Consider the following 25,580-nt stretch of genomic DNA (forward strand, 5'->3'; position numbering starts at 1 on the left):
GTCGCGCCCAAAGCGCCGTCGGTTCGCCTCGTCGGTCGCGTTCGCGGGGCGCGGCGCGCCCCCGCCGATCAGAACTCGACGCTGCGGACGTACGGCAGCTCGCGGATCGACACGAGCAGATCGCCCGGCAGCTCCTCGTCGGTGATGAGGTACAGTTTCGGCTCGTCGGCGAACTCGGGGTCGTCCGAGAGCACCTGTCGAAGCGAGAGCCCGGCGTCCGCGAGCATCCCGGTGATCTCGGCGACGATGCCGGCGGCGTCCGGGTCGCCGACCTCGACGGTGAGCACGGTGAGCCCGAGCACCGGTGCCAGGTCCATCAGGCTCGGCACCGACGTGATGTTGGCGAAGATCCGCCGCAGCTGCTCGTCCTCGCGGATCGCGGTCGTCGTCGCGTCGACGACGCGGCGGTCGACGCCCGCCTCGCGGGCGATCCCGGTGTCGGGGATCTCGATCCCGCCGGAGACGACCCGTCCCTCCTCGTTGACGGAGAACCCGCGCGCGAGCAGGAGCCGCACCACCGCCTGCTGTCCCGGCGACCCCTCGAACTTTCCCAGGATCTCGTCGAACATCCGTGCGCATCGTCGCCCACGTGCGGGCATAACTGTTCGGTGTCGAGCGATCCGCGTCTCGTACCTCGCCCTGCTTACGGTTCCCGTTGGTCGCCGTTCGCGTTTCGCGGTCTCACTCCGTTCGACCGCGCCCGCAACGCCCTTATCGCCCCCCACCCACGCCCGGAACATGCGCGAACTCGACTGCGACTTCTGTGGGGGGACAGCCGCGGGCGCATACGAGGTCATACCCGCTGAACTCGACCCCTCCCCCGACGAACAGGCGCGCGTCGTCCTCTGTGACTCCTGCCGGGAGACCCTCGACGACGTGCTGACACCGCTGCTCGCACGGCTCGGTCCCGACGACGCGGCCGCCGCCCCGTCGTTCGCGGCGGACGCTGCCGGCCACTCGTCGCCCGCGGCGGACCCGAACGCCGGCGACGACGACACCGACTCGTCCGACGAATCCGTCGAATTCGACGACGACTCGGGGATCGCGATCGACATCGCTGGGGGCACGGCGGCCGCCGATGAGTCGAACCCGGACCCGGGGGCGGCGGACGCCGGAGACGCCGAGGACGATACTGCGGACGCCGACGCGTCAGTCGACGGCGCCGACGTGGAGGACGTCGCGTCCGGCGACGCCGACCCGACCGAGGAGTCCGGTTCGACGAACCAGCCCCGCGAGGAACCGCCGAACTTCCGGAAGGTGATGCGCTTTCTCAACAACCGCGAGTTCCCCATCGCACGCGCCGAGGTGGCGGAGTTCGCGGCCGGCGCCTACGATCTGGAGGACGAGGAGGTCCGCGAGATCTTCGAGTACGCGATCGAACGCGGGATCCTCGCCGAGGAGAACGGCCAGTTGGTGAAGGGCTGACGGGCGTCGGCGGGGCGACCCGCCGCCCCGATTACAGGTCGCCCTTCGTGCTCGGCGTGTCGCTGCGGCGCTCGTCCAGCCGGGTCGCGTCGTCCAGCGCCCGCGCCAGCGCCTTGAACAGCGCCTCGACCTCGTGGTGGGCGTTGACGCCGCGCTCGACCTCGACGTGCAGCGTGAGGTCGGCGTTCATCGCCAGCGAGTACGCGAAGTGCCGGGCCATGTCGCTGGTCAGCTCGCCGACCTCGTCCTGGGAGAACTCGCCCGAGAATTCGAAGTACGGCCGGCCGCTCACGTCGACGACGACGCCGGCGACAGCCTCGTCCAGCGGGACCCGGCGGTCGGCGTAGCGGCGGATGCCGCGCTTGTCGCCCAGCGCCTCCGCGAACGCCTCGCCCAGCGCGATCCCCACGTCCTCGACGGTGTGGTGGTCGTCGATGTGCGTGTCGCCCTCGCAGCGGACGGTCAGGTCGAACAGCCCGTGCGTGGCGAACGCGGTCAGCATGTGGTCGAAGAAGCCGACGCCCGTGTCGACCTCGCCGTCGCCGTCGCCGTCGATCGCGAGCGTGAGGTCGATGTCCGTCTCGGCCGTCTCCCGACTCACGGCCGCCGTGCGATCGCTCATGGCCGAGGCGTCGGTACGCCCGGCCAAGACGGTTCCGGCTTCGGCGGCCACGTGGCGCGCCCGTCCACGCACTCGCACCCGTCCCCGAACTCGCACCCGTCCCCGCACTCGCACCGTACCCACACCGTCCCCGCACTCGCGGCCACCTCGACCTGTACCCACACCCGATGGCCGGCGGTCGTCGGCCGGTCGTCCGACGGCCGTTCGACGGGGATTCAAGTCGGTCCGGGTGTGATAATAACACGCATGGATGACGTCCTCCCGGCCGCGATCGCGTTCGCCGGCGGCTCCGTCTCGCTGTCGTCGGCGACGGACGCGGGGCTTGTGATCGGGCTGATTCTGATAGCGGTCGGGACGGTGCTGGCGGTCGCGTACGCGTCGCGGCGGCTCGGCGAGTGAGCCGTCGTCGCCGGCTCAGGCCGACTGCGCCTCCGCGAGCGTGAACCGGCCCTCGTACAGCGCGGTGCCGACGACGACGGCCGCGGCCCCGGCCTCGCGGAGCGCGCGCACGTCGTCGAGCGTCGTCACGCCGCCGGAGGCGACGACCGGGATGTCGACCGCGTCGACGACGCGCTCGACGCTCTCGCGGTTGATCCCCTCCAACTGCCCCTCCACGTCCACGTCGGTGAACAGGATCGCGCCCGCGCCCAACTCCTCGTAGCGCTCTGCGGCCTCCGCGGGGTCGAGGCCGGTCCCCTCGGTCCACCCGGAGACGACGACCTCCCCCTCCTTCGCGTCGAGGCTGACCGTCACGCTGCCCGGGTGCTCCTCGGAGATCTCGGCGACGATGTCGGGGTTCTCGACGGCCGCGGTGCCGAGGATGACGCGGTCGACGCCGCGATCGAGCAGGTCGAGGGCGTCCTCGGCGGTGCGGATGCCGCCGCCGAGTTGGACCGGCACGTCGACCGCGTCGAGGACGGCGTCGACTGCGGCGGCGTTGGCGCGCTCGCCCTCGAAGGCGCCGTCGAGATCGACGAGGTGGAGCGTCCGGGCGCCCTCGTCGACCCACCGACGGGCCGCCTCGACGGGGTCGCCGTAGCGCGTGGCGGTGCCGCGCTCGCCCTGAACGAGCTGGACGACCTCGCCGTCCTGCATGTCGACGGCCGGGATCACCTCGAACTCCGGGAAGTGGCTCATGTGGGGGCCTGCGTCGGGGCGGCTGGTAAGTCGTTCGTCACCGGCGACTCCGGACGCCGGGTTCCGGGTCGCCCCCGTCCGCCGGGCTCGGCCGACTCCGCCCGCCGCCCGACCCCGCGCCGTCGTCGTACTTATGTCTCGACCGTCCACACCACCCACGTATGACCGTCTACGAGTCGGACCTTCCCGGGGTCGGGAAGAAACACGAGATCGAACTCCACGGCGGCGAGCGGCTCGTCGTCGTCACCCACAACACCGGCAAGCGGGAGGTGTTCCGGCGGGCGGACGAGGACAGCGACGCCGAGAAGCTGTTCGAGCTGTCCGACGGCCTCGCGCGCACCGTCGGCACCGTGCTGGAGGGGGCGTACTTCCAGCCGGTCGCCACCGAGAACATCGACACCGTCCTCGGCGGCGACGCGCTCATCGAGTGGTACGAGGTGCCCGAGGGCTCCGAACTCGCGGGCGAGACGATCGAGGCGGCAGACGTACGCCAGCGCACCGGCGCCTCGATCATCGCGGTCGACACCGGCGACGACGTGACGCCCAACCCCGACCCCGGGGCGGGCGTCCACGCCGGCGACACGGTCGTCGTCATCGGCTCGCGCGAGGAGGTCGACGAGTTCCACGCGACGTTCATCGAGTCGACCGACGGCGACGACGGGGACGGGGAGGGTGACGGCGACGACGGGTCCGGGACCGTGCTCGACTGATGGCGGCGGGCTCACCCGTCGCCGGCGGCGACCTCCACGGCCTGCTCGCGCTCGGGACGCTGCTCGCGGTCGCGGCACTCGTCGCTGCCGCGGGGCGTCGCGTCGGGATCCCGACGGTGCCGCTGTACGTCCTCGGCGGCGTGCTGGCCGGCCCGCACGTCGCCGGCGCCGTCGGGCTCCCGTCGATCGCCCCCGCTGAGGTGCTCACGCTCGCGGAGGTCGGGGTCGTCCTCCTGCTGTTCTTCCTCGGGTTGGAGTTCAGTCTCGACCGGCTGATCGCCGCCCGACGGAAGCTCTCGGCGGCCGCCGCCGTCGACCTCCTCGTGAACTTCCCCGTCGGGGTCGTCCTCGGGCTGGCGTTCGGGCTCGGGCCGATCGGGGCGTTCCTCGTCGGCGGCATCGTCTACATCTCCTCGTCGGCGGTGATCACCAAGTCGCTCGTCGACCTGGGCTGGATCGCCGACCCCGAGGCCGAGCCGGTGCTCGGGACGCTCGTCGCCGAGGACCTCGTCATCGCCGTGTACCTCGCGCTGGCGGTCGCGCTCGTCGCCGGCGGCTCGCCCGTCGACGCGCTCCCGCGGATCGCCGTCGCGCTCGGCTTCCTCATCGCGGTCGCCGCCGCGGCCCAACTACTCGCGCCGCGGCTCGCGCCGTACCTCGGCACCAGCGACGAGGACCTGGTCGTCCGGACGCTGGCGGTCGCGCTGGTCGTCTCCGGGTTGGCGCTGGCGGTCGGCGCCAGCGAGGCGGTCGCGGGCTTCTTCGTCGGCGTCGGCGTCGGCGCGACGCCGCTGCACGACCGCGTCGCCGACCGGATCGCCCCGCTGCGGGACGCCTTCGCGGTCGTGTTCTTCGCCTGGGTCGGCCTCAACACCGACCCGGTCGCCGTCGCCGGCGTCGCCGCGTTCGTGCTCGCGGCGGCCGCGCTGTCGGGACCGGCGAAGGTGATCAGCGGCTCCGTCGGCGGGTGGCTGTACGACCTCTCGCCGCGGCGGTCGCTGCGGACCGGCCTCGCGCTGGTGCCCCGCGGGGAGTTCTCGCTCATCATCGCGGCGCTGGCGGCGGCGTCGCCGGACCCGACGATCGCCCGGGTGATCCCCGCGTTCGCGGTCGGCTACGTCCTCGTGATGTCGTTCGCGGGAACGATCGCGATGAGCGAAGCGTCCCGGATCGAGCGGCTGGTCGGCGTCGCCGAGGAGTGACCGACGGTCGCCTCGACGCCGCGTCCGGCGGCTCCTCCGTCAGTTTTCATCGTTGAACGCCGGTGCGAAACGGTCAAGTCGACCGCCTCGCTGTCGACTGGTATGAGCGAGACGGTCGTCGCCGACTTCGTCGGTCGGTTCTTCGCGCCCGGGATCGAGGGCGACCCGCCGACCGGCCGGATCATCCTGAGCCAGCGACGGCTCGTGCTCGCGGCCGACGGCTACAAGGAGACGATCCCGCTGTCGTCGGTGTTCGACGTGAAGGTCGGGCAGGTGCCCCCCGAGATGGCCGGCTACTTCAACGACACCGTCACCGTCGCCTACCGCACGGACGACCGCCGTGGGGTCGCCGCGATCGAGGGCAACGACACCAACATCGACCGCTTCGCGACGGTGCTGTTCAAGGTGCTGCTCAACGGGACGCCCGCGCTGGTGCGCCACCCCGCGAAGGTCGGCGGCCGCGTCGTCGACTCGGACACGCACCGGGCCGAACTCGACGTGACCCAGGGCGCGCTCTCGTTCGAGGGCTGCCCGGAGCCGTTCACGGTCGACCTACGGGCCGTCGTCTCCGTCGAGCGCGCCCAGCGCGACCTGGACAACGGCGACCGGCCGGTCATCTCCTTCCGGCACATCGAGGACGGCACGGCGGTCACCTCGCAGGTCGGGCTGAACTCCGGCCGGCTCACGAACGTGCTCGGCCGGTACATCCGGCTGCGCTACGCCGACGTGCAGGAGGAGTTGGCGGACGTGGAACTCGGCGAGGCGGAGACGGAGGTGTTGGTCGCGGCGTACTCGGCGGGGCCGGGCGTCTCGCTGTCGAAGGTGGTCGACATCGAGCCGCAGCGACTCACCATGCTGCTCAACGGCCTCATCGACGAGGGGCTGCTGGTCGACACCGACGAGGGGACGAAGCTCACCGCGAAGGGCCGGGTGATCGTCGGACAGCGGATCGAGGACGTGAACACCTGATCGGCGCCGGTCGCCGCCGGCGTCGCTCGCGACGCCTACTGCTCGTTCATCGCCTCGCTGGCGATGTTGCGGCCGCGCGGCTCCAGCGCCACCTCCCGGCGGGTGCGCACCTCCTCTAGCACCTCCGCCTCGATGAGCCGCTCGAAGATCTCCTCGACGCGGTCGACGCTCATCCCGAGGAAGTTCGGCACCTCGAACGAGGAGACGCCCGAGTACAGCGCCATCAACACCTCGCGCTCGGACTCGGACAGCTCGACGGCGCCGCGGTTGCGGTCGTGACCCTGCCCGAGATACGACTTGATCACCGCGACGAGCCACGGCTCCCCCGAGAGGTACGTCTGGACGCTCGTCCCCTCGTCGTCGGTGTGCTCGGCCTCGATGACGGCGGCCTTCTCGTCCATCACCGTGCGCTCGGTCTCCTCTAAGGTGCCGATGTCGTCGAGTTCGAGACGGACGAACGCGCCGCTTTGCTGTGCGATCGAGATCCCGTCCGCCTCGACCTTCACGCGCGCCTGCTCCCACTCGGTGTCTTGGACGACGCCGCCCTTGATCGCCGGGTGGCGAGCCTTGATCACCTTGCGGTCGAGGAACGCGCGGTAGAGGTCCGTGCGGAACTCCTCGTGCTCCTCGGCGGCGATGAGGAACGCGTCGTCGTCGATGCGGAGGCTGACGTAGTTGGAGACGCGCTGGATCTCCTGGTTGGCGTCGTAGCGGCCGCCGATGCCGTCGACCGACGACAGCGCGATCGTTCGCTTGCCGCCGTTGCCGACGAGGACGACCCGCTTGTTCGAGAGGACGATCCGCCCGTTCGTCCACCCCACGTCGTTGAGCTTCCGCCCGGCCTTCATCGCCTGGGCGAACTTGCCGCGGGTGTCCGCGACCTTGTACTCCTCGCCGCCGCCGGCCCCCTGTCCACCACCGCCGTTCCGCTGACTACTGTCGCTCACTGTCTAACACCTCCGAGCTTCGAGAGCGACGCGAACGCGCGCTTGCGCACCTGCTTGTCCACGTCGCTGTCGGTGATCGCGTCCAGCGTCTCCTTCGCGCGGTCGCCGCCCACGTCGCCGAGGGCGTACGCCGCCTTCGCCCGCGCGTCGGCGGACGCGTCGTCGTCCTTCACCAGTTCGATCAGCGTCGACTCCACCGCGAGCCCCTCCAGGTTTGTGATGCTCGTGGCCGCGAACTGGGCGGTCATCTTGTCGTCGTCGTCGAGCGCGTCGACCAGCGCGTCGAGCACGTGCTCGGGCGGCTCGGCGCTCGTCACCCGCCCGAGGAACCAGACGGCGTTGCGCCGCTGGCGCGCCTGCGTCGCGTCCTCTAAGATCTCCACGAGCGGGCCGGTCACCGTCTCGTCGTCGGCGTCCTTGAGTTCGGAGACGACCGCGTCGCGGACGGCGTGGCTCTGCTTGGTCGGCGCGTTCGCGAGCAGCTCGATGATCGAGAACACAGCCGCCCGCCGCACCGTGTCGTGTTCGTCCGCGAGCGCGCCGGCCAACTCCGGCACCGGCTTCGCCGAGCTGGCGTTGCCCAGCGCCGAGGCCGCGAGTCGCCGAAGGCTAACGTTCTCGTCGTCCAGCAGGTCCAACAGCGCCGCGAGCGCCTCGCCGCTGGCGATGGTGCCGAGCGCGTCCGCGGCGGCCGACTTCACCGCCGGGTGGTCGTCGTCCAGTAATGCCTTCAGGCGACTGACGACGCGCGGGTCGCCGATGCGGCCGAGCGCGAGGCAGGCGCGCTCGCGGACTCTGGGATCCGAGTCGTCCAGCCGCTTCGCCAGCGGGCCGACGGCGTCCTCGTCGCCCATCCGACCCAGCGCGTTCGCGGCGGCCATCCGGTACTCCGGGATGCTCGCGCCGCCGAGCACCTTCGCGAACGCGCGGACGGCCGCCCAGTCGGCGGCGTTCGGGTCGACGCCGGTCTCCTTGGCGATAAGCCGTTCGAGCCCGTTGCCGCCCAGTTCGTCGAGCCCGTCGACGGCGGCCGCCCGCACGGAATCGTCGTCGTCGTCGCGGGCGAGGTGGATGAGCACGTCCACCGTCCGGTCGTCCTCGGGGTCGCCCACGTCGCCGAGCATCTCCGCGGCCCGGCGCCGCACCGCGGCGCTGTCGCTGTTCTTCGCGGTGTCGGTGAGCTGTTCCATGTCCCCGTCGCGGGCGAGCGTGTACAGCGACATTATCCAGTGTATCGGTAGATCCGGCTCCGTTTCGCCACCGGCTCGAACGCCTCGCGCATGTCGGGGGGCACCGTCTCGGTCTTCCCGAGCACGAGGTACCCGCCCGGCCGCAGCGAGTCGCGCAGCGTCTCGAACAGCCGTCCCTTGTACTCGCTGTCGATGTAGATGAGGAGGTTGCGACAGAAGACGAGGTCCATGTCGTCCTTCGGTCCGTCGCGGATGAGGTCGTACGGCTCGAACGTCACCCGCGACTTCACCGACTCGCGCACCCGGAAGACGTTCTCCTCCTGGTCGACGTACGTCTCCGGGTCCGACAGCGGCGACAGCTCCTCCCCGATGTTCGTCGTCCGCGTCGTCTCGTACACGCCCGCGCGGGCGGCGTCGAGCGCCTCCTCGCTGATGTCGACGGCGACGATCCGGAGCCGGCGCTCGTCGACCTCGGCGTCGTCGGCCGCGAGCATCGACAGCGAGTACGGCTCGCGGCCGTCCGCGCAGGGCGCGCTCCACACGTCGACGCCGCCCCGGCCGTTCTCCTCGGAGAGGTCCCGCAACACCTGCCGGAGGTCGGCCCACATGTCCGGGTCCCGGAAGAACCCGGTCACGTTGATCGTGAGCGCGTCCAACAGCGCCTCTCGCTCGTCGTCGTCGTCCTCGAGGATCGCGCGGTACTCGGCGTGGTCGTCGGCGTCGCGACGCTGCATCCGCGCGGCGATCCGACGCCCGAGGTACGCCTCGTTGTAGTATCCCGGCTCGAACGGGACGCGGTCCTCGACGAACTCGATGACGCCCTGGAGGTCGCCGGCGTCGCCCCGGTCCGCGCTCGCGCGGCTCATCGGCGCCCCCCGAGCGTCTCCACGTCGAGGATGCTCACCACGTCGCCGTCGCCGAGGACGGCCGTCCCCGACAGCCCGGGGATGCCCGAGAGGATCCCCTCAAGCGGCTTCACGACGACCTCCTCCTGGTGGAGCACGTCGTCGCAGTGGAGCGCGACCGGGCGTTTCTCCTCGTGGATGCGAAGGAGCATGCCGTCGTCGCCCTCGTCGGTTCCGAGGCCCTCGGCGTCGGCGCTCCCGGCCGCGTCGCCGTCGCCGTTCGGATCGACCTCGCTCTCGCCGTGCTCGCGGCTCCCTCCGTTCGCCGCTCGCTTCGAGGTCTCACTGCGTTCGACCTCGCTTCCCCCGTCGGCGACGGCGGCGCCGGATCCGTTGCCGGCCGCCGCGCCGGCGGTGCCCAGCACCTCGTCGAGCCTGAGGACCGGGTAGATGTCGCCGTCGTGGCGCACGATCTCGTCGCCGTGGGCCACGTCGATGCCGTCGGCGCGGCTCACCTCCGCGATGTTCTTGATCGGGACGCCGTACTCGACGCCGTCGACCTCGACGAACATCACGCGGACGATGGCGACCGTGACGGGCAGCTTGATCTCGAAGCGCGTCCCCTCACCGGGCGTCGAGTCGAGCGTGACGCTCCCGTCGAGGTCCTTCACCGTCGTCCGAACCACGTCCATCCCGACGCCTCGCCCGGACACGTCCGTCACCTCGTCGTTGGTTGAGAAGCCGGGGTGGAAGACGAGCTCGCGCGCCTCGGCGTCGGACATCGACTCGACCTCGCCGCGGGACTTCACGCCCTTCTCGACGGCCTTCTCGCGCAGCGCGTCGGCCTCGATGCCGCCGCCGTCGTCCTCGACGACGATGGTGACGTGGTCGCGCTCGCGGTCGGCGCGAAGCTCGATGGTTCCGGTCGGGTCCTTCCCCGCGGCCTCCCGTTCCTCGGGCGACTCGATGCCGTGGTCGACGGCGTTGCGGAGGATGTGGACCAGCGGGTCGCGGATCTCCGTGAGGATGGTGCGGTCCAGCTCGATGTCGCGACCGTCGATGTCGAAGTTCACGTCCTTCGACTGGTCGCGCGCTAGGTCGCGCACGAGCCGCGGGAACGTGTCGACGACCGCCGACAGCGGGATGAGCCGCATGTCCATCACCGTGTCCTGGAGGTTCGTCGAGATCTTGTCCAGCTCGTCGAGGTTGTCCGAGTCGATGTCGGCCTCCTCCATCTCGCGCCGGAGCTTGATCCGGCTGGTCACCAGCTGCTCGACCAGCCCGTACAGGTCGTCCAACTGCTCCACGTCGACCCGGACCGACGAGATGTTGTCCGAGGACGACGTGCTCGACCCGCCGGAACCGCCGCCGCCGGAACCGCCGTCGGTATCGTCGTCGGCGTCGTCGTCCGCCGCCGTGTCGCCGTCCGCCGTCGGCTCCGCGGACTCCGACCCCTCGCCGTCGCTCGCGTCGCCCGCGGACGGGTCGGACCCGTCCGCGTCCGCTCCGACCGCGGCGTCGTCGGGTGCGGGTTCGACGGCGGCCACGTCGACCGCCTCGACCTGGCTCACCGCGTCGACGCCCGCCTCGACCGTCGCGCCGGCGTCGGCGACGACGTACAGGTCGAACGTCCCCTCGAACTCCCCCTCCTCGATCACGTCGCGGTCGGGGTCACAGGCCATCCCGGCGAAGGCGTCCTCGACCGCCTCCAGCACGAACATCGCGTCGATGCCGGGCATGTCGGCGTCGCCGAGGTCGACGCGGGCGCGGTAGACGCCCTCGTCGTCGCCGGGCGAGAGGCCGTGATCGAACGCTTCGTCGACGGCGTCGTCGTCGGTGTTGTCGGCACTGTCGGCCGACTCACCGCCTTCGGCGGCCGCGTCCGACCCGTCGTCGGACCCGGACGCGTCGTTCCCGTCCGCACCGTCTTCGTCGCCGAGGGCGTCCGCACCCTCCTCGGCGAGCGTCCGAAGGTCCTCCTCCACGTCGGTCGGGTCGATGCTCGTGTCGCCCGACTCGTCGATCTCCCCGAGCATCGCGTCGAGCAGGTCGACCGCCTCGAACAGCCGGTCCATCAGGTCGCCCGACACGTCCATGTCGCCGCCGCGGACCTCGTCGAGCAGGTCCTCCATCGCGTGCGCGAGCCCGGAGAAGTCGCCGAAGCCCATCGCCGCGGCGTTCCCCTTCAGGGTGTGAGCCGTCCGGAAGATGGCGTCCATCGCCTCCGGGTCGTCGGGGTCCGACTCCAGCGCGAGCAGGGAGTTGTTCAGCTCGGTGATCCCCTCCTCGGACTCGCGGACGAACGCGCGGATGTGCGCCTCGCTCATGCGCGCTCACCCGCGATTCCGGCGGCGATGTCGTCCAGCGGGAGCACCGAGTCGACCGCGCCCGTGGCGGCCGCGCGCTTCGGCATCCCGTACACGACACAGGAGTCCTCGTCCTGGGCGAGCACGCGGGCGCCGACCCGCGAGAGCGCCTGCACGCCGTCGCTGCCGTCGCCGCCCATGCCGGTGAGGATCACGCCGATCAGCGGGTCGTCCACCGCCTCGGCGGCCGACCGCATCGTCACGTTCACCGACGGACGCACGCCCTCCCCGCGCTCCTCGTCGATCACCGTCAGTCGGAGCCGGCCGTTTCGCGCGTTCGTGATCTCCAGGTGGTGGCCGCCCTTCGCGACCGCGAGTTCGCCGCGCCCGAGGCGCATCCCGTCCTCGGCCTCCCGCACCGACAGCTCGCAGGCCTCGTCGAGGCGGTTCGCGAACCGCCCGGTGAACGCCTCGGGCATGTGCTGGACGACGACGCCGCGGAGGTCGGCGTCGCCCGGGAGCGCCGAAACGACCCGCTCGACGGCGTCGGGACCGCCCGTCGACGAGCCGATGATCAGCGTGGTGTTCGGCTCGACGCCGGTTCCGGCCGGTCCGTCCGCGGTCGACGCGCTCGGCGACGCCGGCGTCGCCGAACCGGCGGCGGCGGTCGCGGCCTCGGTTCGCCGTTGTCGTCCCGCCCGCGAGAGGTCCGCCCCGGCGACCGACCGGACGGTCTCGACGAGCTGCTCTTCCATCCGGGAGACGCCCATCGACACCTCGCCGCCCGGCTTGGCGAAGAAGTCGACGGCGCCGGCGTCCAGCGCCGCGAACGTCTCCTCGGCGCCCTCGGCGGTGTAGGCCGACAGCATCAGCGTCGGCGTTGGGTGCTCGGCCATCAGCCGCTCGACCGCCTCGATCCCGTCCATCCCCGGCATCTCCACGTCCATCGTCACCACGTCAGGGTCCGCGTCGGCGACGACCGAGAGGGCCTCACGGCCGTCGGCGGCCTCGCCGACGACCTCCACGCCGCCGGACTCCAGGATGTCCGCGATGAGTCCCCGCATGAACCGCGAATCGTCCACTACGACCGTCCGCGGCGCCCGCGCGCTCACGGCGCACCCCCAGCCGGCCGTGCGGCGTCTCGAATCATGTCCTCGGCTACCGATACGCCGTTATTGAAGACACCGCCCCGAATTTCACGGCTGATAGCTCGTGCGCTACCGTTAAGCGACTCGATCGGGCGATCGGTGGTATGGCAAGCAGTGAGCGGGCGGCCGACGCGGACGCCGTCTCGACCGAGGAGACGACCCAGGTGCTGGAGTTCGGACTCGGCGACGAGACGTACTGTCTCGACATCGCCTACATCGACGAGATCGTCGACGCGGGCGACCTCACGGCGATCCCGAACTCGCCGCGCCACGTCGAGGGCGTCATGGACCTGCGCGGGAAGACGACGACGATCATCGACCCGAAGACGCTGCTGAGCGTCACCGGCTCGGGCGCCCGCGAGCGGATCATCGTGTTCGACCCGGAGGAGGTCGACGACGGCGGCACCGTCGGCTGGGTCGTCGACGAGGTGTTCCAGGTGCGCGACGTGCCCGCCGACCAGGTCGACGAGGCGACGACCGCCGGCGACGACTCCGTTCGCGGCATCGTCAAGGGCGACGACCGGTTCGTCGTCTGGGTCGAGCCCCGCACCGAGTGAGCAGGCTCCCGTAGCAGTATCACTGCTGAGTTTCGGGGAGCAGTCCTTATCTGACCCCTCGTTCCGTGGTGAGGTATGCGCGTTTCGAGCGGCGTTGCGGGATTCGACGACCTCGTCGGCGGGGGGCTCCCGGCCGAACGGCTGTACGTCGTCTGCGGTCCGCCCGGAAGCGGGAAGACGACGTTCTCAGCACAGTTCATCGCCGAGGGCGCCGCCAGCGGCGAGCGCTGTCTGTTCATCAGCATGCACGAGAGCCGGGCCGACCTCGAACGGGACATGGCCTCTTACGACTTCGGCTTCGAGGGGGCGCTCGACTCCGGGTCGGTGACGTTCCTCGACGCGTTCTCCTCGGAGGGGAAGCGCTTCTTCGGCATGCCGGGCGACCGGCGCGACGTCAACAGCGTCACCAACCGGATCAGCTCGTTCGTTGAGTCGCGCGACATCGACCGGGTCGTCATCGACTCGACGATGTTGCTGCGGTATCTCCTCGACGACGACGACGACACGACGATGCGCTTTCTCTCGGCGCTCAAGCGAACCGGCGCGACGACGTATCTCATCTCCGAGATGACGGACCCCTCGGCGTACGCCGACGAGCACTTCCTCGCACACGGGGTGGTGTTCTTCCACAACTACATGGAGGACGACGGGATGCGCCGCGGCGTCCAGGTGGTGAAGATGCGCGGCGCCGAGGTCGACACCGACATCCAGGACCTCCGATTCACCGACGACGGCATCGTCGTCGGCGACGGGAGGACGGTTTCCCACTGATGTACGAGGCACGACTGGGGACCGACTGGGAGGACATCTCGGGCACCGAGGCGATCCGCCGGGCGTACGCGCTCGGCGTCGCGGCCGCGTTCGGCTACGAGAACCGCGAGGAGTTCGACCGGCTCAGATCGGCGCCCGATACGTCCTACGACCGCAGCATCATCGACCTCGCCTACCAGGAGGGGAAACACGAGGCCGAGGTCGTCCACGCCGACAGCGACGCGATCGACGGCGACGACGTCTGGGACCAGTTGGTCGAGGGCACGGCGCCGAGCGACGCCGGGTTCGACGACACGGACGACCTGGTGTCGGGCTCGCCGGTCGCTCGTCCGATCACCGCCATCGACTTCCCGTCGGCGCTCGAGCGGGCTGGACTGCTCGACGGAGGGAAAATCGGCGCGCTCGGCTTCCCCGCGCTGCTCGGCTCGGCGCCGGACTCCGGGACGCCGGACGAGGACTCGTGACACCGCGCTGGGCGGGCCACCCGGCTCGCTCCGGTCCGGATCGGCCGTCGCGCCTCCCCTCGATCGACTCGATCGGGGACGCGTCGGATCCCGGATCCGACGGCGTCGACGGCCGCAACACGCCGATGGTCAGGAACGGGGTGAACCCGTGAGCCTCTACCGATCTGAACTGCCGTTTCCGTCGGTTTGGACAAAGGTTTTAGCTGTCCGACGCATGCTGACGCGTATGCTGGAGGACGCCCCGCTGTCGCTTGACGGCGGAGGGGGAGGCGAGAGTCTCCTCATCGCCGGTCCGCCGATGACCGGCAAGTACGCGCTCATGCTCCGTCTGATGGCGGAGGCCGGCGAGCGCGGCGTCCTCATCACCACCGGCGACCCAGCGGATCAGGTGCGCGCGGACTACGCGGACGTCGCCGACGTCGCGCCCGAATCGGTCGGCGTCGTCGACTGCGTCTCCAAGCAGCGGGGCGGCGATCTCATCGAGGACGACCTCATCAGGTACGCCTCCTCCCCCAAGAACGTCACGGACATCGGGATGAAGTTCACCGACCTGTACGAGGCGTTCCGCGAGACCGACGCCGCCGTCGCGGTCGGCATCAACTCGCTGTCGGAGCTGTTGATGTACCTCGATCCGCAGGACGTCTACCAGTTCGTCCGCGTGCTCACCCGGCAGACGCAAAGCGAGGGGTGGACCACCATCGCGGTGATCAACTCCACGATGCACGACGAGCAGACGCTGCACACGATGTACGAGCCGTTCGACACCGTGATCAACACGCGCGAGGAGAACGGCGCCCGCGAGCTCCGCGTCCGAAACCGGACGCAGGCGGCGACGGCGTGGACGACGTTCTGACCGAGGCTCGATCCTCTCCTACCCCGTTACTGGACTGACGCGCGTCTCACCGTCCATCCGTGCGGATCGACGACCGCCAGCCCGTCGCTTCTCAGCATCGTCCCTATCGGACTGACTGACTACGTCTCGGGCTGATTCGCTCCATTCCAGGCTATCTCGCTTCGTTCCGCTCCACCCCGGGCTGTCTTGAACGTCCCCGTCCGCGTTTGTCGGGTCAGTTGGGGCTCACGGCGTCGTTCTCCCTAGAATCGGGTGATTGGCCCTCACTGCCCGTGGCCTCGACCGCCGTCGTGGCCCCGCGACTGACGACACATTCCTCGCGCGTTTATATGGCTACAAACGAGGGAGGCCCGACTCCGTGTTGTTTGGAATGAGCTGGGGTGAATTTCACCACCAGACTTGGCTTAGTGATCGAACAACAGTTCACTCATTGACAGCTCCCTCGAAAACCAGCAAAAACAAACAGCGCAGCCGCTACCAACGGGCAGGCCTCACGGAGAGAACCGGTTACCCGAGTTCTCGCAAGAACTCGCCCAGCACTCGCACGAATGTCTTGGCTGTAATTACCGGGGCAGATCGTATCGGTCTGTCAAGTGCCACTTTGAGCAGGTAGTCGGTCAGACGCCAGAGATTGTAGATCAACGTCGCGAACGCGAAGTTGCACAGCCGAACCCGGTAGTCCGTCGACGACGTCTTCGGCATAAAGCTCTTGATAGACTTGTAGGCCGTGTTAAGTTAGGAATGAGGCGGTCGTTGGTTCGGGTGATCTATGACCGAATTCGACCGCCTCAGCGGAGATATCGAGTGGATCGACTTGGAGTTTGTGGAGCGAGAGCGGACACCCGAGCAGATCATTGAAGTCGGTATTCAACTCCATCTCGCGGGTCTATCACTTTCGAATACCAAACAGTATCTTGAGAGGTTGGGTGTCGAACGGAGTCGTACCGCGATTCATAACTGGGTACAGAAGGCAGATCTACAGCCGGCTGGCGACGGAGCTCCGAATCAGATCGCAGTCGACGAGACAGTGATTCGGATCAACAACGAACGACACTGGCTGTACGCTGCCGTCGATCCCGAAACGAACGAATTCCTCCATGTTAGGCTGTTTCAGACGAGAACCACGCAACTCACCGTGCTGTTCCTTCGTGAACTCCGCGAGAAACAGCAGATCGAGCAAACGACTTTTCTCGTCGATGGAGCGCACTATCTCAAAGCCGCGCTGGAGCGGCTCGGACTCCGATTTCAAATATCTCGCCACGGAAATCGGAATGCTGTCGAACGTGTCTTTCGTGAGGTAAAACGCAGAACCTCTTCGTTTTCAAATACGTTCAGCAACGTGGAGCCACCGACGGCAGAATCGTGGCTCCAAGCCTTCGCCGTCTGGTGGAATCGATGCTAAAGTTAACACGACGGACTTGTACTGGTTCTCGATGTCCCACCGCCGGCTGTATCCATTGACGACACTCGAGATCTCCTCCGGCTCAACCCGATTTTTGTTCGTCACGAACACAGCGTACTTTCCGCTGGCATCATCCCTCGTGCTCGGCGCGTACAGGAACTCAGCTCTGTGGTGGACTTCACCGTCCACTCCAAACGGAACGTTGTGTTCCACCGCTTGTTCGGCCGTCGGGTGCTCTTGAATCCCCTCAATCGCTTCCAAGTCGTCCTCATATTTCGGGACCGGAGAGAGATACGTAAGTCCCCGATCATCGACTTCTGCGTACACGTCGTGGACGTAGAAGCCGCGGTCAAACAGCACCGTGTCCAGATCAACGAACTGCTCCGCGCTGTCGAGTAACCGACTCACCAGCTCGGCCTTCGAAGTCGACGGTGCATCGCCAGACTCCCAGGAGGAATTCTCTTTGACCGGCTCGATCCCGAGCACGATCGGAGCTTGGTCGCCGACAAGTGTGATGGTCGCGAACTTGTACCCGCGCTTGTATTCTTCGTCCTTCTTGTAGCCGCTCACCATCGGTGGGTAGTCCGGCTTGGCAATGTCGGCCTCCCTGTCCTCCCAGGGCCAGACGTGGAACGGAACGTGAGTGATGTCGATAGCAGCGACGGTCTCCCGAGAATTAAACGGGTCTTCCCCGCGGATGGAGTTGATGACGTTCTCGGTTGCAGCATCGAAACAGCCCATCACCTGGTCTCGAATCAGCTCGATACCAGGCATGGTGTCGCTCCCGTGGAAATCGGAAAGCGTACTCTGTCTGGATCCGGATTTTGTGGTTCCGACTTTCTTGATCGCCCGAAGGAACGTAGAGTTGTGACAGGTCAGATCGTGTCCCATGAGCCATCCGTATTCGCTTTCGGAGTGGGCACTCCCGCGGGTTGCACACATGCGGGCGAACATTTCGAGAATCTCTTCATCAGAGTAGGTCTGGTGAGCTGCTCTGCCTGTCACGAACTCCGGAAGAACGTGTTTCCGAGCTAATCGCACAGTCTGGGTGGCCTTCTCCTTCTTGATCTCTTTCGAACTCTCGGGTGTCTCAGCTGACTCTGATGCCGAGTTTGTCGCGGTAAGTGCCTCCGAGATGATATCGTGCTCGACGGCGAGCGTTTGGATTGCACGTGCGGTGGCTCTGATCGTCTCCCGCGACTCGCCGAATCGAGACCACGCATAACTGAGCGTCTGCTGTTCCGGAGCGTGGTCTCGATCGTCGACTCCGAACCCAAATCGGTGGAGAAGAGTCGTCCGTTCTTGGAGACGTTCGGCGAGCTCGTTCTGTGAGAATCCCCGTACGTGCTGATAGAGAAATGCTCGCGTCAATTCCTCTGTTTTGAACTGAGTCTTTGATTGATCCCGGTCGTCGGTCAGCAGTTCAGACGGAACGGATAATTGGCCGATCACATCCCAGAGGTGGTCCTCCTGCTCGCAGAGCGCTTCTACGTGGACGACGAGTGCTTCAGCCGCAGCGGGAGGAGACGACATGAGATAGTGTTTAGTTCAGATAGTATACCGCAACGAGCGTATGTTTGATTCGAACACTCGTGCGTTATCTATCTTCACATATAAGGCTTCACGAACAAGAGTTCGAATCAAACAATGAGTGGGACCGATTCGGAGTTCGAAATCGACGGGACGACCGCGGAACTCCTCCAAAAGAAGGGAACGATAGAGATTCTCGTGAGAATCGGTGAGAGGCGGACGCAGCGCCATACCGACCTACGGAAGGAACTGTTGTTAAGTTCCAGCACAGTTCAGGAACGGCTCAAAGCAGGGAAGCAACAAGGGCTCTGGGTACAAGAATTGGAGGACAGAAAGGGGGTTTCAGCGAAGGTCTATCGGCTCACCGAACTGGGACAGTGGATCTACGACCATGCTGTTGATGAGGAACTGAACGCATTGTACCAGACTCGGCGAGAGGTAATTAGAGAAATTCAAGACCGGGAGCGGCGCTTGATTCTCAAGGCGTCCCCAAGCGGTGCTGAGTGGGTCTCTGATATCCAGATGGAAGAACACAGTCCCCACGATTTCCAGAAATTCCTCCAACAGTTTATTGAGTAACTCACTGACCGGCTCTGTTGAAATCCTCAGAGACTGATAGGTAAGATCTCTCACCGTTAGATACAGAGTGCGAATCAACCAACTCTCGCTCCTCGAATCACGCTGGATGCCGCGTAGTAGAGTGCACCGAGGAGTACGGACAGTAAATACGTATATATCAAGAATATGCCAGAGACCAGCGGGAGGCACGAAAGTGTCCTACAGCCCAAGGCCCGTCCCGATTCGAGCGCGAGCTTCCAGACAGGGTCAGCCAACCGATCGAACGGTACGTAGTCGCCGGGTAACATCGGAGGCACAAAATGCATTACGAAGATGAGCAGGAACGCCGCAAAGACAACTCGATTCAGGAAGACGGTGCGGATTCGCCTCCACTCCATACGCTCTCCCTTTAGCACGTTCTAGTAAGTGCTTTGTCTGAATTCTACGGACCCACTGGAATATTTGGTCTTACATCACAAGGAAGGAAGAGAAATCAACAAAATAATCAAATTCTAATTGTAGTAATAGTAGATGATGAGTGGAATTAGCAAAACTGGTAACAGAAAGAAGATAGTGGGATTCTCAATTGCGAAGACTCCTCCCACTACAACAATCAGCAATAATGTATTCACTCCAATATACAGTAGTATTAATGTTTTGGCATTCATATCAGCAAGTTGTTCTCGAAACATATAAATATTTGGGAATTACTGTTAACGTCCCGTGAGTAAATTATCAGTTAAATTTAGTTAATTATAGCTCAGATGGAGAGTATCTATGTTTTGCAGCCGAAAATGAACGAAAGAAATACTGGAAAAAAGTGCGGTCGACGTTCAGCTCTCAAGGTACTCGGCGGTCTTGGTGTCGCAGGACTTGTCCCAACGGCCGGGGCTGCAAAAAAGCCGAGCAAAGCAGATAAAAAATATCAGGCACTTCTTAAAGCGCGGCGAAAGGGGAACATGCCTGTAGAAGCGTGGAGAGAAGCCCTTCGACAGAATGGATTTTCTGTCGTTACTCGGGATAGTAGCAGAAAGGTATCGTTTAGCAATGAAAGCAGCAGATCGAACTGGGGAGATGGCTCTTGGAATGGAGAGTTCGAAACAACGAAGCTAGCGCTGTCCGAATCGGATTGCGACTTCTATATTACGTACACCTATGACGATATATATTCTCCCGATTATTATATTGATTTTGAATGGGAATTTACCACAAAGAGTGACCCCATCACGGATGCGCCGAACGATTTAGCAACTATTGAGTGGGATAGCGATGATTACCTTCTCGATAGTAGCTACAAGGGAGACCTTGTTTACGACAATAGCCGTGGGGATTCAGAAGGCCCGTCAGGAGTTGCCTTTGATTGGGATGATAATCAAGCAAGTTCATCTGAAGCGGCGGAGCATGCGAACGATGTAGATCCCACATATAAATTTGGAGACTACTGTGGAGCTTTCCTGACCGCAACGAGCGATGCCAGCCCTGAAGATGAGCGGTATTTTTTCTTTGATCTATATCACATTGAAACTGAATTCAACATTGACGTATCTATCGGCATAACAAACCTTAGTGTGAACCCCGGTTCGGACTCCTATTATGACTTCATTGTTGAGGATAACGGGGTTCAAACCGATTACTAGTTAATAATCTCGCGGCTCTGAAATCCTTCAGAGTTGATATTTTGGCCCTCTCTTCCCTTCAGATCCGCAGGACCGATGCTACACTCACGTCTCAGCAAATCGCTAGACCGCAAAAGAGGTTTCCACCGAGCCTTTTTTATAAAGTATTCTCCTGTAGTCAACAGTTGATTCTGTGTTCGTCAAGGTCTGCTTCGGTAAGGCGAGGGGGGGAGCGACAGTAATTCTCGCACACTGTCCTCCGTCTCAGGGCTGCTGACTGAGTCATCGTAGGTGGTGCTTCTGGTGTAAATGTTCGCTGTTCTGTGTCTGTACTCGCCGCAATTGCGTACCCATCAATGCCGATCGCTATCTGCCAACCCACACAAGCCAAACTCCGCGCGTTTCCTTCTGAGAATCGTTCCTCCGAATCCATCACCACGAACTTGTTGCGCTCGTCCGTCGACAGTCGTTGGACGCCACCAATAGTGTCGGCGGCGGAGGAACTCGCTACGCAGAACTCCTCCACCGAGTCGAACTCCGTGTAGCGACGGATGAACGACTCTGAGGCGACGTGCTCGTGGGAACTGGATACCCAGGTCTCCGGAGAAAGCCCCCGTTCGATTGCCGTTGTGAGATCCGTGTGCAGCCGATCGTGGGTCTTGACCCCGGAGTCAAGAACCATACAACGTGTCCGTGTCGCAAGTGGCGTAAATCTGGTGACCGCCAGTAACGATACGTCTCAGACAGTGTGGTAAATTCCATCGGGCACACAATTCAGACCGCTCCAAAATGACTGAGACAGGTGGTATACTAATCGCTAAGAACAATGCAGAGCTATCTACCGGCTATTCCACTACAGATACGTTTCACTAATAGGATTTCAACAGAGTCGAATTTCTCTAATGAACTGGCCCTTCTAGCTTGTTAGTTGCGTAGACTTCAACAAATCCTCTGGCTCTCAAGATTCTGTATTGAGCGCGTCCTTCGGACAGTTCCAGGGGTAGATTCGAGGTCTAAGGAGTACCCGACGAACGGGCTCGAAAACTGGCCGAGATCCTACGGATCCGATTGCATCCGCAGCACACAGGATCATCCTCTCAATCGAGTGGTGGTTTGTAGAAATGCAAATTCAAAAGCTGTGTGACGACCCCATTCCGATTCTATATCGCCTTATTCGGTTTACTACTGCCGACCGTCGCGCTTACACCGATCCCCGCGGATCGTCCGACAATGGCCGAGTTCGACCCCGAGCAGTTCGAGGACAAGTACGCGAACTACTTCCCGGAGCTCCAGCGCGCGTACAAGAACGCCTTCGAGACGATGAACGACCGGTTCGACTCGGAGGTGATCCACGCGATCGACCAACAGATCCTCAACGAGTCCGAGCCGTTCTACGACGAGGAGACGGGGACCTTCACCGTCGAACTACCCGAGAACCCGACCGATCGCCTGACGGCGATCGTCGTCGACGACGAGAAGCTGACCGAGACGCTCGACCGGTACGTCGCGGAGATCGAATCGGAGCTATACCGCGTCTTCGACCTCGAACCGCCCGAAGATCGGTGAACGGGCGACCGCGAGACCCCGCCGAGCACAAGGTTGAAACCCTCGTACCGCCAACCGAAGGGTAATGAGCGCCGACTCCCAGGACGACGGCGGCGAGGACGAACTGCGCGAGCGCATCACGAACTTCCTGCGCCGCAACTTCCCGCAGATCCAGATGCACGGCGGCAGCGCCGCCATCCAGCACCTGGACCGCGAGACGGGCGAGGTCCACATCTCGCTGGGCGGGGCCTGTTCCGGCTGCGGCATCTCGCCGATGACGATCCAGGCGATCAAATCGCGCATGACCAAGGAGATCCCCGAGATCAAGGAGGTCGTCGCCGACACCGGCATGGGATCGGGCGCCGACGGCGACCTCGGCGGCATGGGCACCTCCGACGACGGCATGTCCCCCTCCTTCCCCGGCGAGTCCTCGGACGGCGAGGACGACGAGGGCCCGCAGGCCCCCTTCTGACGGCGACGCTCCTCGGTTCTCTCCGCGCCGCGGTTCTCACGTGCGTACCCCGGTAGCCGCCGCTATTTCTCACATCTGTCCTTAGCGACCCGGCTCGCTCGATGCCGCGGCGCCCAACGGTGCCGTCCCAGCCGCGTTCCCGGGATTCGGGACCGACGGGCCCGCTTCGACCGTTCTACGGCCGGAAGGGGCGTTCGGGGAGAACCGGACGATAAACTATAGGCCGCGATAGCAAACTCCTCTGAGCATGCGTCGGCGACGGCCGAACGCCCCGACTCGGGAGAGCCTGACCGGTCGCGGGCGCCGAACGACCGAATCGAAGGGCCTTTGACTATTTAGGGGAGCCAAAAAGTATGGGAGACGACAGCGGCGAACTCGACGGGCCCACGCGGCGTGACTACGTAAAATACGGCGGGGCGCTCGTCGGCGGCAGCGGCCTGCTCGCGGGCTGTACCGGGCAGTCGAACGACGGCGCGACGACGACGCAGGAGCCGACCGAGCGGACCGAGACGGCGGCCGAGGAGACCGAGGGGACCGCCACCGCGAGTCCGGAGGCGAGCTACTCCGTCGAGCTGTCGCCCGTCGGCGAGGTCACGCTCGAGGAGCCGCCGACGAACGTGTTCACCCACTTCCCGTGGTTCCCGGACATGGCGAGCGCGCTCGGGCAGGGAGACACCGTCAACAACCTGTGGTGGGACGGCACCGTTGCCGGCTTGGAGTACTTCACCGCCGGGTTCGACGACTTCGAGATCGAGTGGACGGACGAGGCGGGGCAGTACGGTTTCTCGAAGGAACAGCTGTACGAACTCGACAGCGACCTCCACCTCGTGGATCCGGCGTGGGTGACCACACAGGACAACTGGAGCCGAGCCGACATCGACGAGATCGAGGACAACGTGGGTCCGTGGCTGGGCAACTACTACAGCAGCTTCCACGCGACGCCCCCCCAGGAGTGGGCAGACGGGTACGAGTACCACAGTCTCTGGGGGGTGTTCGACCGCGTCGCGACGCTGTACGGCGAACGGGAACGGTACGAGGCGCTTCGGTCCGTACGCGACGACCTGATCTCGACCGTCGAGGCGGGCCGCCCGCCGGAGTCCGACCGGCCGACAGCCGCGTACCTCTCGATATCGGCGGACCTGTCCAGCATCTACCAGCTCAGGCTGAACGCTCCGGGCTACTGGAACTCCCACACGCGGCCGCTCGGCGCCGTCGACGCCTTCGGTGACGACGAGTTCTCGGGGCCGTTCAAGCAGATCGACATGGAGGCGCTGCTGGAGGCCGACCCGGACGCGATACTCGCGCTGTGGACGGTCACGGACACCTTCGACTTCGGGGAGCTGAAGCGGAACCTCCGGGACGACCCCGTCGGGAGCGAGCTGTCAGCCGTCCAGAACGACCGGGTATACCCGCAGGGGACGCGCTGGCAGGGGCCGCTGATGAACCTGTTCCAGCTGGAGATGACGGCGAAACAGCTGTACCCCGAGCAGTTCGGGGCGTGGCCCGAGTACGAGAACGGCGACACGTACCCCGAGTTCGGCGCCGAGGAACGGCTGTTCGACCACCAGCGGGTCGCCGACGTCATCGCCGGCGACGCCTGAGATCGGGCGACGCTCGGCCGTTCCCGGGTTCGGCGACTCTCTGAGGACCGCTCCGGCCGCGTCGAGGAGACCAGAAGAGGGATTACCGGCGAGCGGAACTCGGGAGACATGAGCGACGACACGCCCGAGAACGTGCTGTTCGTCGTGCTCGACACGGTCCGGAAGGACCGGCTCGGGCCGTACGGCTACGACGGGGGAACGACGCCCGGCCTGGACGCGTTCGCCGAGGAGGCGACCGTCTTCGAGAACGCGGTCGCGCCCGCGCCGTGGACGCTCCCGGTGCACGCGTCGCTGTTCACCGGGATGTACCCCCACCGCCACGGCGCCGACCAGGAGAACCCGTACCTGGAGGGCGCGACGACGCTCGCCGAGACGCTCTCGGCCGAGGGCTACCGGACGGCGTGCTACTCCTCGAACGCCTGGATCACCCCGTACACCCACCTCACCGACGGGTTCGACGACCAGGACAACTTCTTCGAGGTGATGCCCGGCGACCTCCTGTCGGGGCCGCTCGCGCGGGCGTGGAAGGCGATGAACGACAACGAGGCGCTGCGGACGGTCGCGGACAAGCTCGTCTCGCTGGGCAACGTCGCCCACGAGTACCTCGCGTCGGGCGAGGGCGCCGACTCCAAGACGCCCGCGGTGATCGACCGCACGAAGTCGTTCGTCGACGAGGCGGAGTCCGACGGCGACGACTGGTTCGCGTTCATCAACCTGATGGACGCCCACCTGCCGTACCACCCGCCACAGGAGTACGTCGACGAGTACGCGCCGGGCGTCGACTCGACGGAGGTGTGCCAGAACTCCAAGGAGTACAACGCCGGCGCCCGCGACATCGACGACGAGGAGTGGGACGCGATCAGGGGGCTGTACGACGCCGAGATCGCCCACATCGACGACCAGCTCACGCGGCTGTTCGACTGGCTGAAGGAGACCGACCGCTGGGGCGACACCGCGGTCGTCGTCTGCGCGGACCACGGCGAACTCCACGGCGAACACGACCTCTACGGCCACGAGTTCTGCCTGTACGACCAGCTGATCAACGTCCCGCTCATGGTCAAACACCCCGCCCTCGACGACGACCGCCGCGAGGACACCGTCGAGCTCCTCGACACCTACCACACGGTGCTCGACACGCTCGGCGTCGACGGAGGGGAGCCGGCCGCCGACGGCGAGGAGGCGGTCGCGCTCGACCGGACCCGATCTCTTCTCTCGGCCGACTACCGCGAGTTCGCCGGCCTCGACGACGCCGACCGCGACCCCGGCCAGCGTGCGTCGCCCGACGGCGAGTTCGGGTTCGTCGAGTACTCCCGGCCCGTGGTGGAGCTGAAACAGCTGGAGGAGAAGGCCTCGAGCGCGGGCATCGAACTGCCCGAGGACTCCCGCTTTTACTCGCGGATGCGCGCGTCCCGAGCCACCGACGCGAAGTACGTCCGCATCGACCGGATCCCCGACGAGGCGTTCCGGCTCGACGAGGACCCCGCCGAGGAGCGGAACCTCGCCGACGCCGCAAGCGCCGACGGGGGCGACGAGCGTATCGCCGAGGCCGAATCCCGGCTCGGCGAGTTCGAGGCCGCCGCCGGCGGCGCGTGGACCGGCGCCGTCGACGGCGAGGTGACCGACGACTCGCTCGACGAGATGGACGACGAGGCGACCGAGCGCCTCCGCGACCTGGGATACGTCGAGTAGCCTCCGATTCCTACTGAAGTC

Annotated in this window: 26 protein-coding genes and 2 pseudogenes; 16 read left to right on the forward strand and 12 right to left on the reverse strand. The window is 65.7% G+C overall.

The window, feature by feature from the left end; all coding sequences use genetic code 11:
- Positions 1 to 68: 68 nt before the first annotated feature.
- A complete protein-coding gene (gene trpY, locus K6T50_RS09590; protein WP_222606388.1) occupies positions 69 to 569 on the reverse strand; it encodes a TrpY family transcription regulator in 501 nt (166 codons plus the stop codon).
- A gap of 169 nt (positions 570 to 738) precedes the next feature.
- Here trpY and K6T50_RS09595 point away from each other — a divergent pair, with 169 nt between their 5' ends.
- A complete protein-coding gene (locus K6T50_RS09595; protein WP_222606389.1) occupies positions 739 to 1,425 on the forward strand; it encodes a hypothetical protein in 687 nt (228 codons plus the stop codon).
- 31 nt (positions 1,426 to 1,456) lie between these two features.
- On the opposite strand, the gene hisB is transcribed toward K6T50_RS09595, so the two are convergent.
- Positions 1,457 to 2,047: an imidazoleglycerol-phosphate dehydratase HisB gene (gene hisB, locus K6T50_RS09600; RefSeq protein ID WP_222606390.1), complete on the reverse strand. Its 591-nt coding sequence runs from the start codon at positions 2,045 to 2,047 to the stop codon at positions 1,457 to 1,459.
- Between the two features lie 246 nt (positions 2,048 to 2,293).
- Here hisB and K6T50_RS09605 point away from each other — a divergent pair, with 246 nt between their 5' ends.
- Positions 2,294 to 2,446, forward strand: a complete 153-nt coding sequence (locus K6T50_RS09605; RefSeq protein WP_222606391.1) for a hypothetical protein — start codon at positions 2,294 to 2,296, stop codon at positions 2,444 to 2,446.
- A gap of 15 nt (positions 2,447 to 2,461) precedes the next feature.
- Here the strand turns inward: K6T50_RS09605 and hisA are convergent, their stop codons facing one another.
- Complete coding sequence (gene hisA, locus K6T50_RS09610) at positions 2,462 to 3,184, reverse strand: 1-(5-phosphoribosyl)-5-[(5-phosphoribosylamino)methylideneamino]imidazole-4-carboxamide isomerase (RefSeq protein WP_222606392.1); 723 nt, start codon at positions 3,182 to 3,184, stop codon at positions 2,462 to 2,464.
- 161 nt (positions 3,185 to 3,345) lie between these two features.
- Between hisA and K6T50_RS09615 the strand changes: the two genes are divergently transcribed.
- The 3 genes from K6T50_RS09615 (at position 3,346) to K6T50_RS09625 (ending at position 6,065) form a co-directional block, all read left to right on the forward strand.
- A complete protein-coding gene (locus K6T50_RS09615; protein WP_222606393.1) occupies positions 3,346 to 3,894 on the forward strand; it encodes a cation:proton antiporter regulatory subunit in 549 nt (182 codons plus the stop codon).
- On the forward strand, positions 3,894 to 5,096 hold the full coding sequence (locus tag K6T50_RS09620; protein WP_222606394.1) for a cation:proton antiporter: 1,203 nt from the start codon (positions 3,894 to 3,896) through the stop codon (positions 5,094 to 5,096). Before K6T50_RS09615 ends, K6T50_RS09620 begins: the two co-directional genes overlap by 1 nt.
- A gap of 102 nt (positions 5,097 to 5,198) precedes the next feature.
- The gene (locus K6T50_RS09625; protein WP_222606395.1) at positions 5,199 to 6,065 is read left to right on the forward strand and encodes a CheF family chemotaxis protein; all 867 of its coding nucleotides are present in this window, start codon (positions 5,199 to 5,201) and stop codon (positions 6,063 to 6,065) included.
- A gap of 35 nt (positions 6,066 to 6,100) precedes the next feature.
- On the opposite strand, the gene K6T50_RS09630 is transcribed toward K6T50_RS09625, so the two are convergent.
- Genes K6T50_RS09630 through cheB form a run of 5 tightly spaced genes read right to left on the reverse strand, consistent with a single transcriptional unit; the run spans position 6,101 to position 12,435 of the window.
- Entirely contained in the window at positions 6,101 to 7,012 is a 912-nt protein-coding gene (locus K6T50_RS09630) for a CheF family chemotaxis protein (RefSeq protein ID WP_225935087.1), read from the reverse strand.
- The gene (locus tag K6T50_RS09635; RefSeq protein ID WP_222606396.1) at positions 7,009 to 8,235 is read right to left on the reverse strand and encodes a HEAT repeat domain-containing protein; all 1,227 of its coding nucleotides are present in this window, start codon (positions 8,233 to 8,235) and stop codon (positions 7,009 to 7,011) included. The genes K6T50_RS09630 and K6T50_RS09635 overlap by 4 nt, the downstream gene beginning before the upstream one ends.
- Positions 8,235 to 9,068: a CheR family methyltransferase gene (locus K6T50_RS09640; RefSeq protein WP_222606397.1), complete on the reverse strand. Its 834-nt coding sequence runs from the start codon at positions 9,066 to 9,068 to the stop codon at positions 8,235 to 8,237. Before K6T50_RS09640 ends, K6T50_RS09635 begins: the two co-directional genes overlap by 1 nt.
- Positions 9,065 to 11,374, reverse strand: coding sequence for a chemotaxis protein CheA (locus K6T50_RS09645; RefSeq protein WP_222606398.1), 2,310 nt, complete (start codon positions 11,372 to 11,374; stop codon positions 9,065 to 9,067). Before K6T50_RS09645 ends, K6T50_RS09640 begins: the two co-directional genes overlap by 4 nt.
- Positions 11,371 to 12,435, reverse strand: a complete 1,065-nt coding sequence (cheB, locus tag K6T50_RS09650) for a chemotaxis-specific protein-glutamate methyltransferase CheB (RefSeq protein WP_321170103.1) — start codon at positions 12,433 to 12,435, stop codon at positions 11,371 to 11,373. The genes K6T50_RS09645 and cheB overlap by 4 nt, the downstream gene beginning before the upstream one ends.
- Before the next feature lie 170 nt (positions 12,436 to 12,605).
- On the opposite strand from cheB, the gene K6T50_RS09655 reads away from it, so the two are divergent.
- The 4 genes from K6T50_RS09655 to K6T50_RS09670 all read left to right on the forward strand — a co-directional run bounded on the left by K6T50_RS09655 (position 12,606) and on the right by K6T50_RS09670 (position 15,146).
- Positions 12,606 to 13,058: a chemotaxis protein CheW gene (locus tag K6T50_RS09655; protein WP_222606400.1), complete on the forward strand. Its 453-nt coding sequence runs from the start codon at positions 12,606 to 12,608 to the stop codon at positions 13,056 to 13,058.
- Between the two features lie 75 nt (positions 13,059 to 13,133).
- Positions 13,134 to 13,829 carry an RAD55 family ATPase gene (locus K6T50_RS09660; protein WP_222606401.1) on the forward strand — a complete coding sequence of 232 codons (696 nt, stop codon included), beginning with the start codon at positions 13,134 to 13,136 and terminating at the stop codon, positions 13,827 to 13,829.
- The gene (locus K6T50_RS09665) at positions 13,829 to 14,293 is read left to right on the forward strand and encodes a DUF8057 family protein (protein WP_222606402.1); all 465 of its coding nucleotides are present in this window, start codon (positions 13,829 to 13,831) and stop codon (positions 14,291 to 14,293) included. Before K6T50_RS09660 ends, K6T50_RS09665 begins: the two co-directional genes overlap by 1 nt.
- A gap of 226 nt (positions 14,294 to 14,519) precedes the next feature.
- Complete coding sequence (locus K6T50_RS09670) at positions 14,520 to 15,146, forward strand: RAD55 family ATPase (protein ID WP_222606403.1); 627 nt, start codon at positions 14,520 to 14,522, stop codon at positions 15,144 to 15,146.
- Positions 15,147 to 15,653: 507 nt separating this feature from the next.
- Here the strand turns inward: K6T50_RS09670 and K6T50_RS09675 are convergent.
- Positions 15,654 to 15,881, reverse strand: a pseudogene (locus K6T50_RS09675) (ISNCY family transposase); the annotation flags it as partial.
- A 34-nt stretch (positions 15,882 to 15,915) separates the two neighbouring features.
- Between K6T50_RS09675 and K6T50_RS09680 the strand changes: the two are divergent.
- Complete coding sequence (locus K6T50_RS09680; protein WP_222606404.1) at positions 15,916 to 16,548, forward strand: IS6 family transposase; 633 nt, start codon at positions 15,916 to 15,918, stop codon at positions 16,546 to 16,548.
- A 9-nt stretch (positions 16,549 to 16,557) separates the two neighbouring features.
- On the opposite strand, the pseudogene K6T50_RS09685 reads toward K6T50_RS09680, so the two are convergent.
- Positions 16,558 to 18,081, reverse strand: a pseudogene (locus K6T50_RS09685) (transposase); the annotation flags it as partial.
- A 114-nt stretch (positions 18,082 to 18,195) separates the two neighbouring features.
- Here K6T50_RS09685 and K6T50_RS09690 point away from each other — a divergent pair.
- Positions 18,196 to 18,657 carry a hypothetical protein gene (locus K6T50_RS09690; protein WP_222606406.1) on the forward strand — a complete coding sequence of 154 codons (462 nt, stop codon included), beginning with the start codon at positions 18,196 to 18,198 and terminating at the stop codon, positions 18,655 to 18,657.
- Between the two features lie 74 nt (positions 18,658 to 18,731).
- Here the strand turns inward: K6T50_RS09690 and K6T50_RS09695 are convergent, their stop codons facing one another.
- Positions 18,732 to 19,034 carry a hypothetical protein gene (locus tag K6T50_RS09695; RefSeq protein ID WP_222606407.1) on the reverse strand — a complete coding sequence of 101 codons (303 nt, stop codon included), beginning with the start codon at positions 19,032 to 19,034 and terminating at the stop codon, positions 18,732 to 18,734.
- Positions 19,035 to 19,400: 366 nt separating this feature from the next.
- On the opposite strand from K6T50_RS09695, the gene K6T50_RS09700 reads away from it, so the two are divergent.
- Positions 19,401 to 20,273, forward strand: a complete 873-nt coding sequence (locus tag K6T50_RS09700; RefSeq protein ID WP_222606408.1) for a hypothetical protein — start codon at positions 19,401 to 19,403, stop codon at positions 20,271 to 20,273.
- A gap of 157 nt (positions 20,274 to 20,430) precedes the next feature.
- Here the strand turns inward: K6T50_RS09700 and K6T50_RS09705 are convergent, their stop codons facing one another.
- Positions 20,431 to 20,934, reverse strand: coding sequence for a hypothetical protein (locus K6T50_RS09705; RefSeq protein ID WP_222606409.1), 504 nt, complete (start codon positions 20,932 to 20,934; stop codon positions 20,431 to 20,433).
- Between the two features lie 548 nt (positions 20,935 to 21,482).
- Between K6T50_RS09705 and K6T50_RS09710 the strand changes: the two genes are divergently transcribed.
- From K6T50_RS09710 to K6T50_RS09725, 4 genes are all read left to right on the forward strand, one after another.
- Complete coding sequence (locus K6T50_RS09710; RefSeq protein ID WP_222606410.1) at positions 21,483 to 21,818, forward strand: DUF5783 family protein; 336 nt, start codon at positions 21,483 to 21,485, stop codon at positions 21,816 to 21,818.
- A gap of 64 nt (positions 21,819 to 21,882) precedes the next feature.
- Positions 21,883 to 22,269 (forward strand): NifU family protein, encoded by a 387-nt coding sequence (locus tag K6T50_RS09715; protein WP_222606411.1) that lies wholly within the window; start codon positions 21,883 to 21,885, stop codon positions 22,267 to 22,269.
- 353 nt (positions 22,270 to 22,622) lie between these two features.
- Positions 22,623 to 23,870, forward strand: coding sequence for an ABC transporter substrate-binding protein (locus K6T50_RS09720; protein WP_222606412.1), 1,248 nt, complete (start codon positions 22,623 to 22,625; stop codon positions 23,868 to 23,870).
- Between the two features lie 108 nt (positions 23,871 to 23,978).
- Positions 23,979 to 25,559: a sulfatase gene (locus K6T50_RS09725; protein WP_222606413.1), complete on the forward strand. Its 1,581-nt coding sequence runs from the start codon at positions 23,979 to 23,981 to the stop codon at positions 25,557 to 25,559.
- Positions 25,560 to 25,580 lie beyond the last annotated feature (21 nt).

The sequence above is a fragment of the Halobaculum magnesiiphilum genome (genome assembly GCF_019823105.1).
GTDB classification, from domain to species: domain Archaea; phylum Halobacteriota; class Halobacteria; order Halobacteriales; family Haloferacaceae; genus Halobaculum; species Halobaculum magnesiiphilum.

Coding starts and splice junctions, on each gene's coding strand:
- K6T50_RS09615 (WP_222606393.1), top strand. CDS start 3,346: ATGACCGTCTACGAGTCGGACCTTCCCGGGGTCGGGAAGAAACACGAG.
- K6T50_RS09605 (WP_222606391.1), top strand. CDS start 2,294: ATGGATGACGTCCTCCCGGCCGCGATCGCGTTCGCCGGCGGCTCCGTC.
- K6T50_RS09670 (WP_222606403.1), top strand. CDS start 14,520: ATGCTGGAGGACGCCCCGCTGTCGCTTGACGGCGGAGGGGGAGGCGAG.
- K6T50_RS09710 (WP_222606410.1), top strand. CDS start 21,483: ATGGCCGAGTTCGACCCCGAGCAGTTCGAGGACAAGTACGCGAACTAC.
- K6T50_RS09680 (WP_222606404.1), top strand. CDS start 15,916: ATGACCGAATTCGACCGCCTCAGCGGAGATATCGAGTGGATCGACTTG.
- K6T50_RS09690 (WP_222606406.1), top strand. CDS start 18,196: ATGAGTGGGACCGATTCGGAGTTCGAAATCGACGGGACGACCGCGGAA.
- K6T50_RS09725 (WP_222606413.1), top strand. CDS start 23,979: ATGAGCGACGACACGCCCGAGAACGTGCTGTTCGTCGTGCTCGACACG.
- hisB (WP_222606390.1), bottom strand. CDS start 2,047: ATGAGCGATCGCACGGCGGCCGTGAGTCGGGAGACGGCCGAGACGGAC.
- trpY (WP_222606388.1), bottom strand. CDS start 569: ATGTTCGACGAGATCCTGGGAAAGTTCGAGGGGTCGCCGGGACAGCAG.
- K6T50_RS09640 (WP_222606397.1), bottom strand. CDS start 9,068: ATGAGCCGCGCGAGCGCGGACCGGGGCGACGCCGGCGACCTCCAGGGC.
- K6T50_RS09700 (WP_222606408.1), top strand. CDS start 19,401: ATGGAGAGTATCTATGTTTTGCAGCCGAAAATGAACGAAAGAAATACT.
- hisA (WP_222606392.1), bottom strand. CDS start 3,184: ATGAGCCACTTCCCGGAGTTCGAGGTGATCCCGGCCGTCGACATGCAG.
- K6T50_RS09635 (WP_222606396.1), bottom strand. CDS start 8,235: ATGTCGCTGTACACGCTCGCCCGCGACGGGGACATGGAACAGCTCACC.
- K6T50_RS09660 (WP_222606401.1), top strand. CDS start 13,134: ATGCGCGTTTCGAGCGGCGTTGCGGGATTCGACGACCTCGTCGGCGGG.
- K6T50_RS09720 (WP_222606412.1), top strand. CDS start 22,623: ATGGGAGACGACAGCGGCGAACTCGACGGGCCCACGCGGCGTGACTAC.
- K6T50_RS09705 (WP_222606409.1), bottom strand. CDS start 20,934: ATGGTTCTTGACTCCGGGGTCAAGACCCACGATCGGCTGCACACGGAT.
- K6T50_RS09645 (WP_222606398.1), bottom strand. CDS start 11,374: ATGAGCGAGGCGCACATCCGCGCGTTCGTCCGCGAGTCCGAGGAGGGG.
- K6T50_RS09715 (WP_222606411.1), top strand. CDS start 21,883: ATGAGCGCCGACTCCCAGGACGACGGCGGCGAGGACGAACTGCGCGAG.
- K6T50_RS09620 (WP_222606394.1), top strand. CDS start 3,894: ATGGCGGCGGGCTCACCCGTCGCCGGCGGCGACCTCCACGGCCTGCTC.
- K6T50_RS09655 (WP_222606400.1), top strand. CDS start 12,606: ATGGCAAGCAGTGAGCGGGCGGCCGACGCGGACGCCGTCTCGACCGAG.
- K6T50_RS09695 (WP_222606407.1), bottom strand. CDS start 19,034: ATGGAGTGGAGGCGAATCCGCACCGTCTTCCTGAATCGAGTTGTCTTT.
- K6T50_RS09665 (WP_222606402.1), top strand. CDS start 13,829: ATGTACGAGGCACGACTGGGGACCGACTGGGAGGACATCTCGGGCACC.
- K6T50_RS09595 (WP_222606389.1), top strand. CDS start 739: ATGCGCGAACTCGACTGCGACTTCTGTGGGGGGACAGCCGCGGGCGCA.
- K6T50_RS09625 (WP_222606395.1), top strand. CDS start 5,199: ATGAGCGAGACGGTCGTCGCCGACTTCGTCGGTCGGTTCTTCGCGCCC.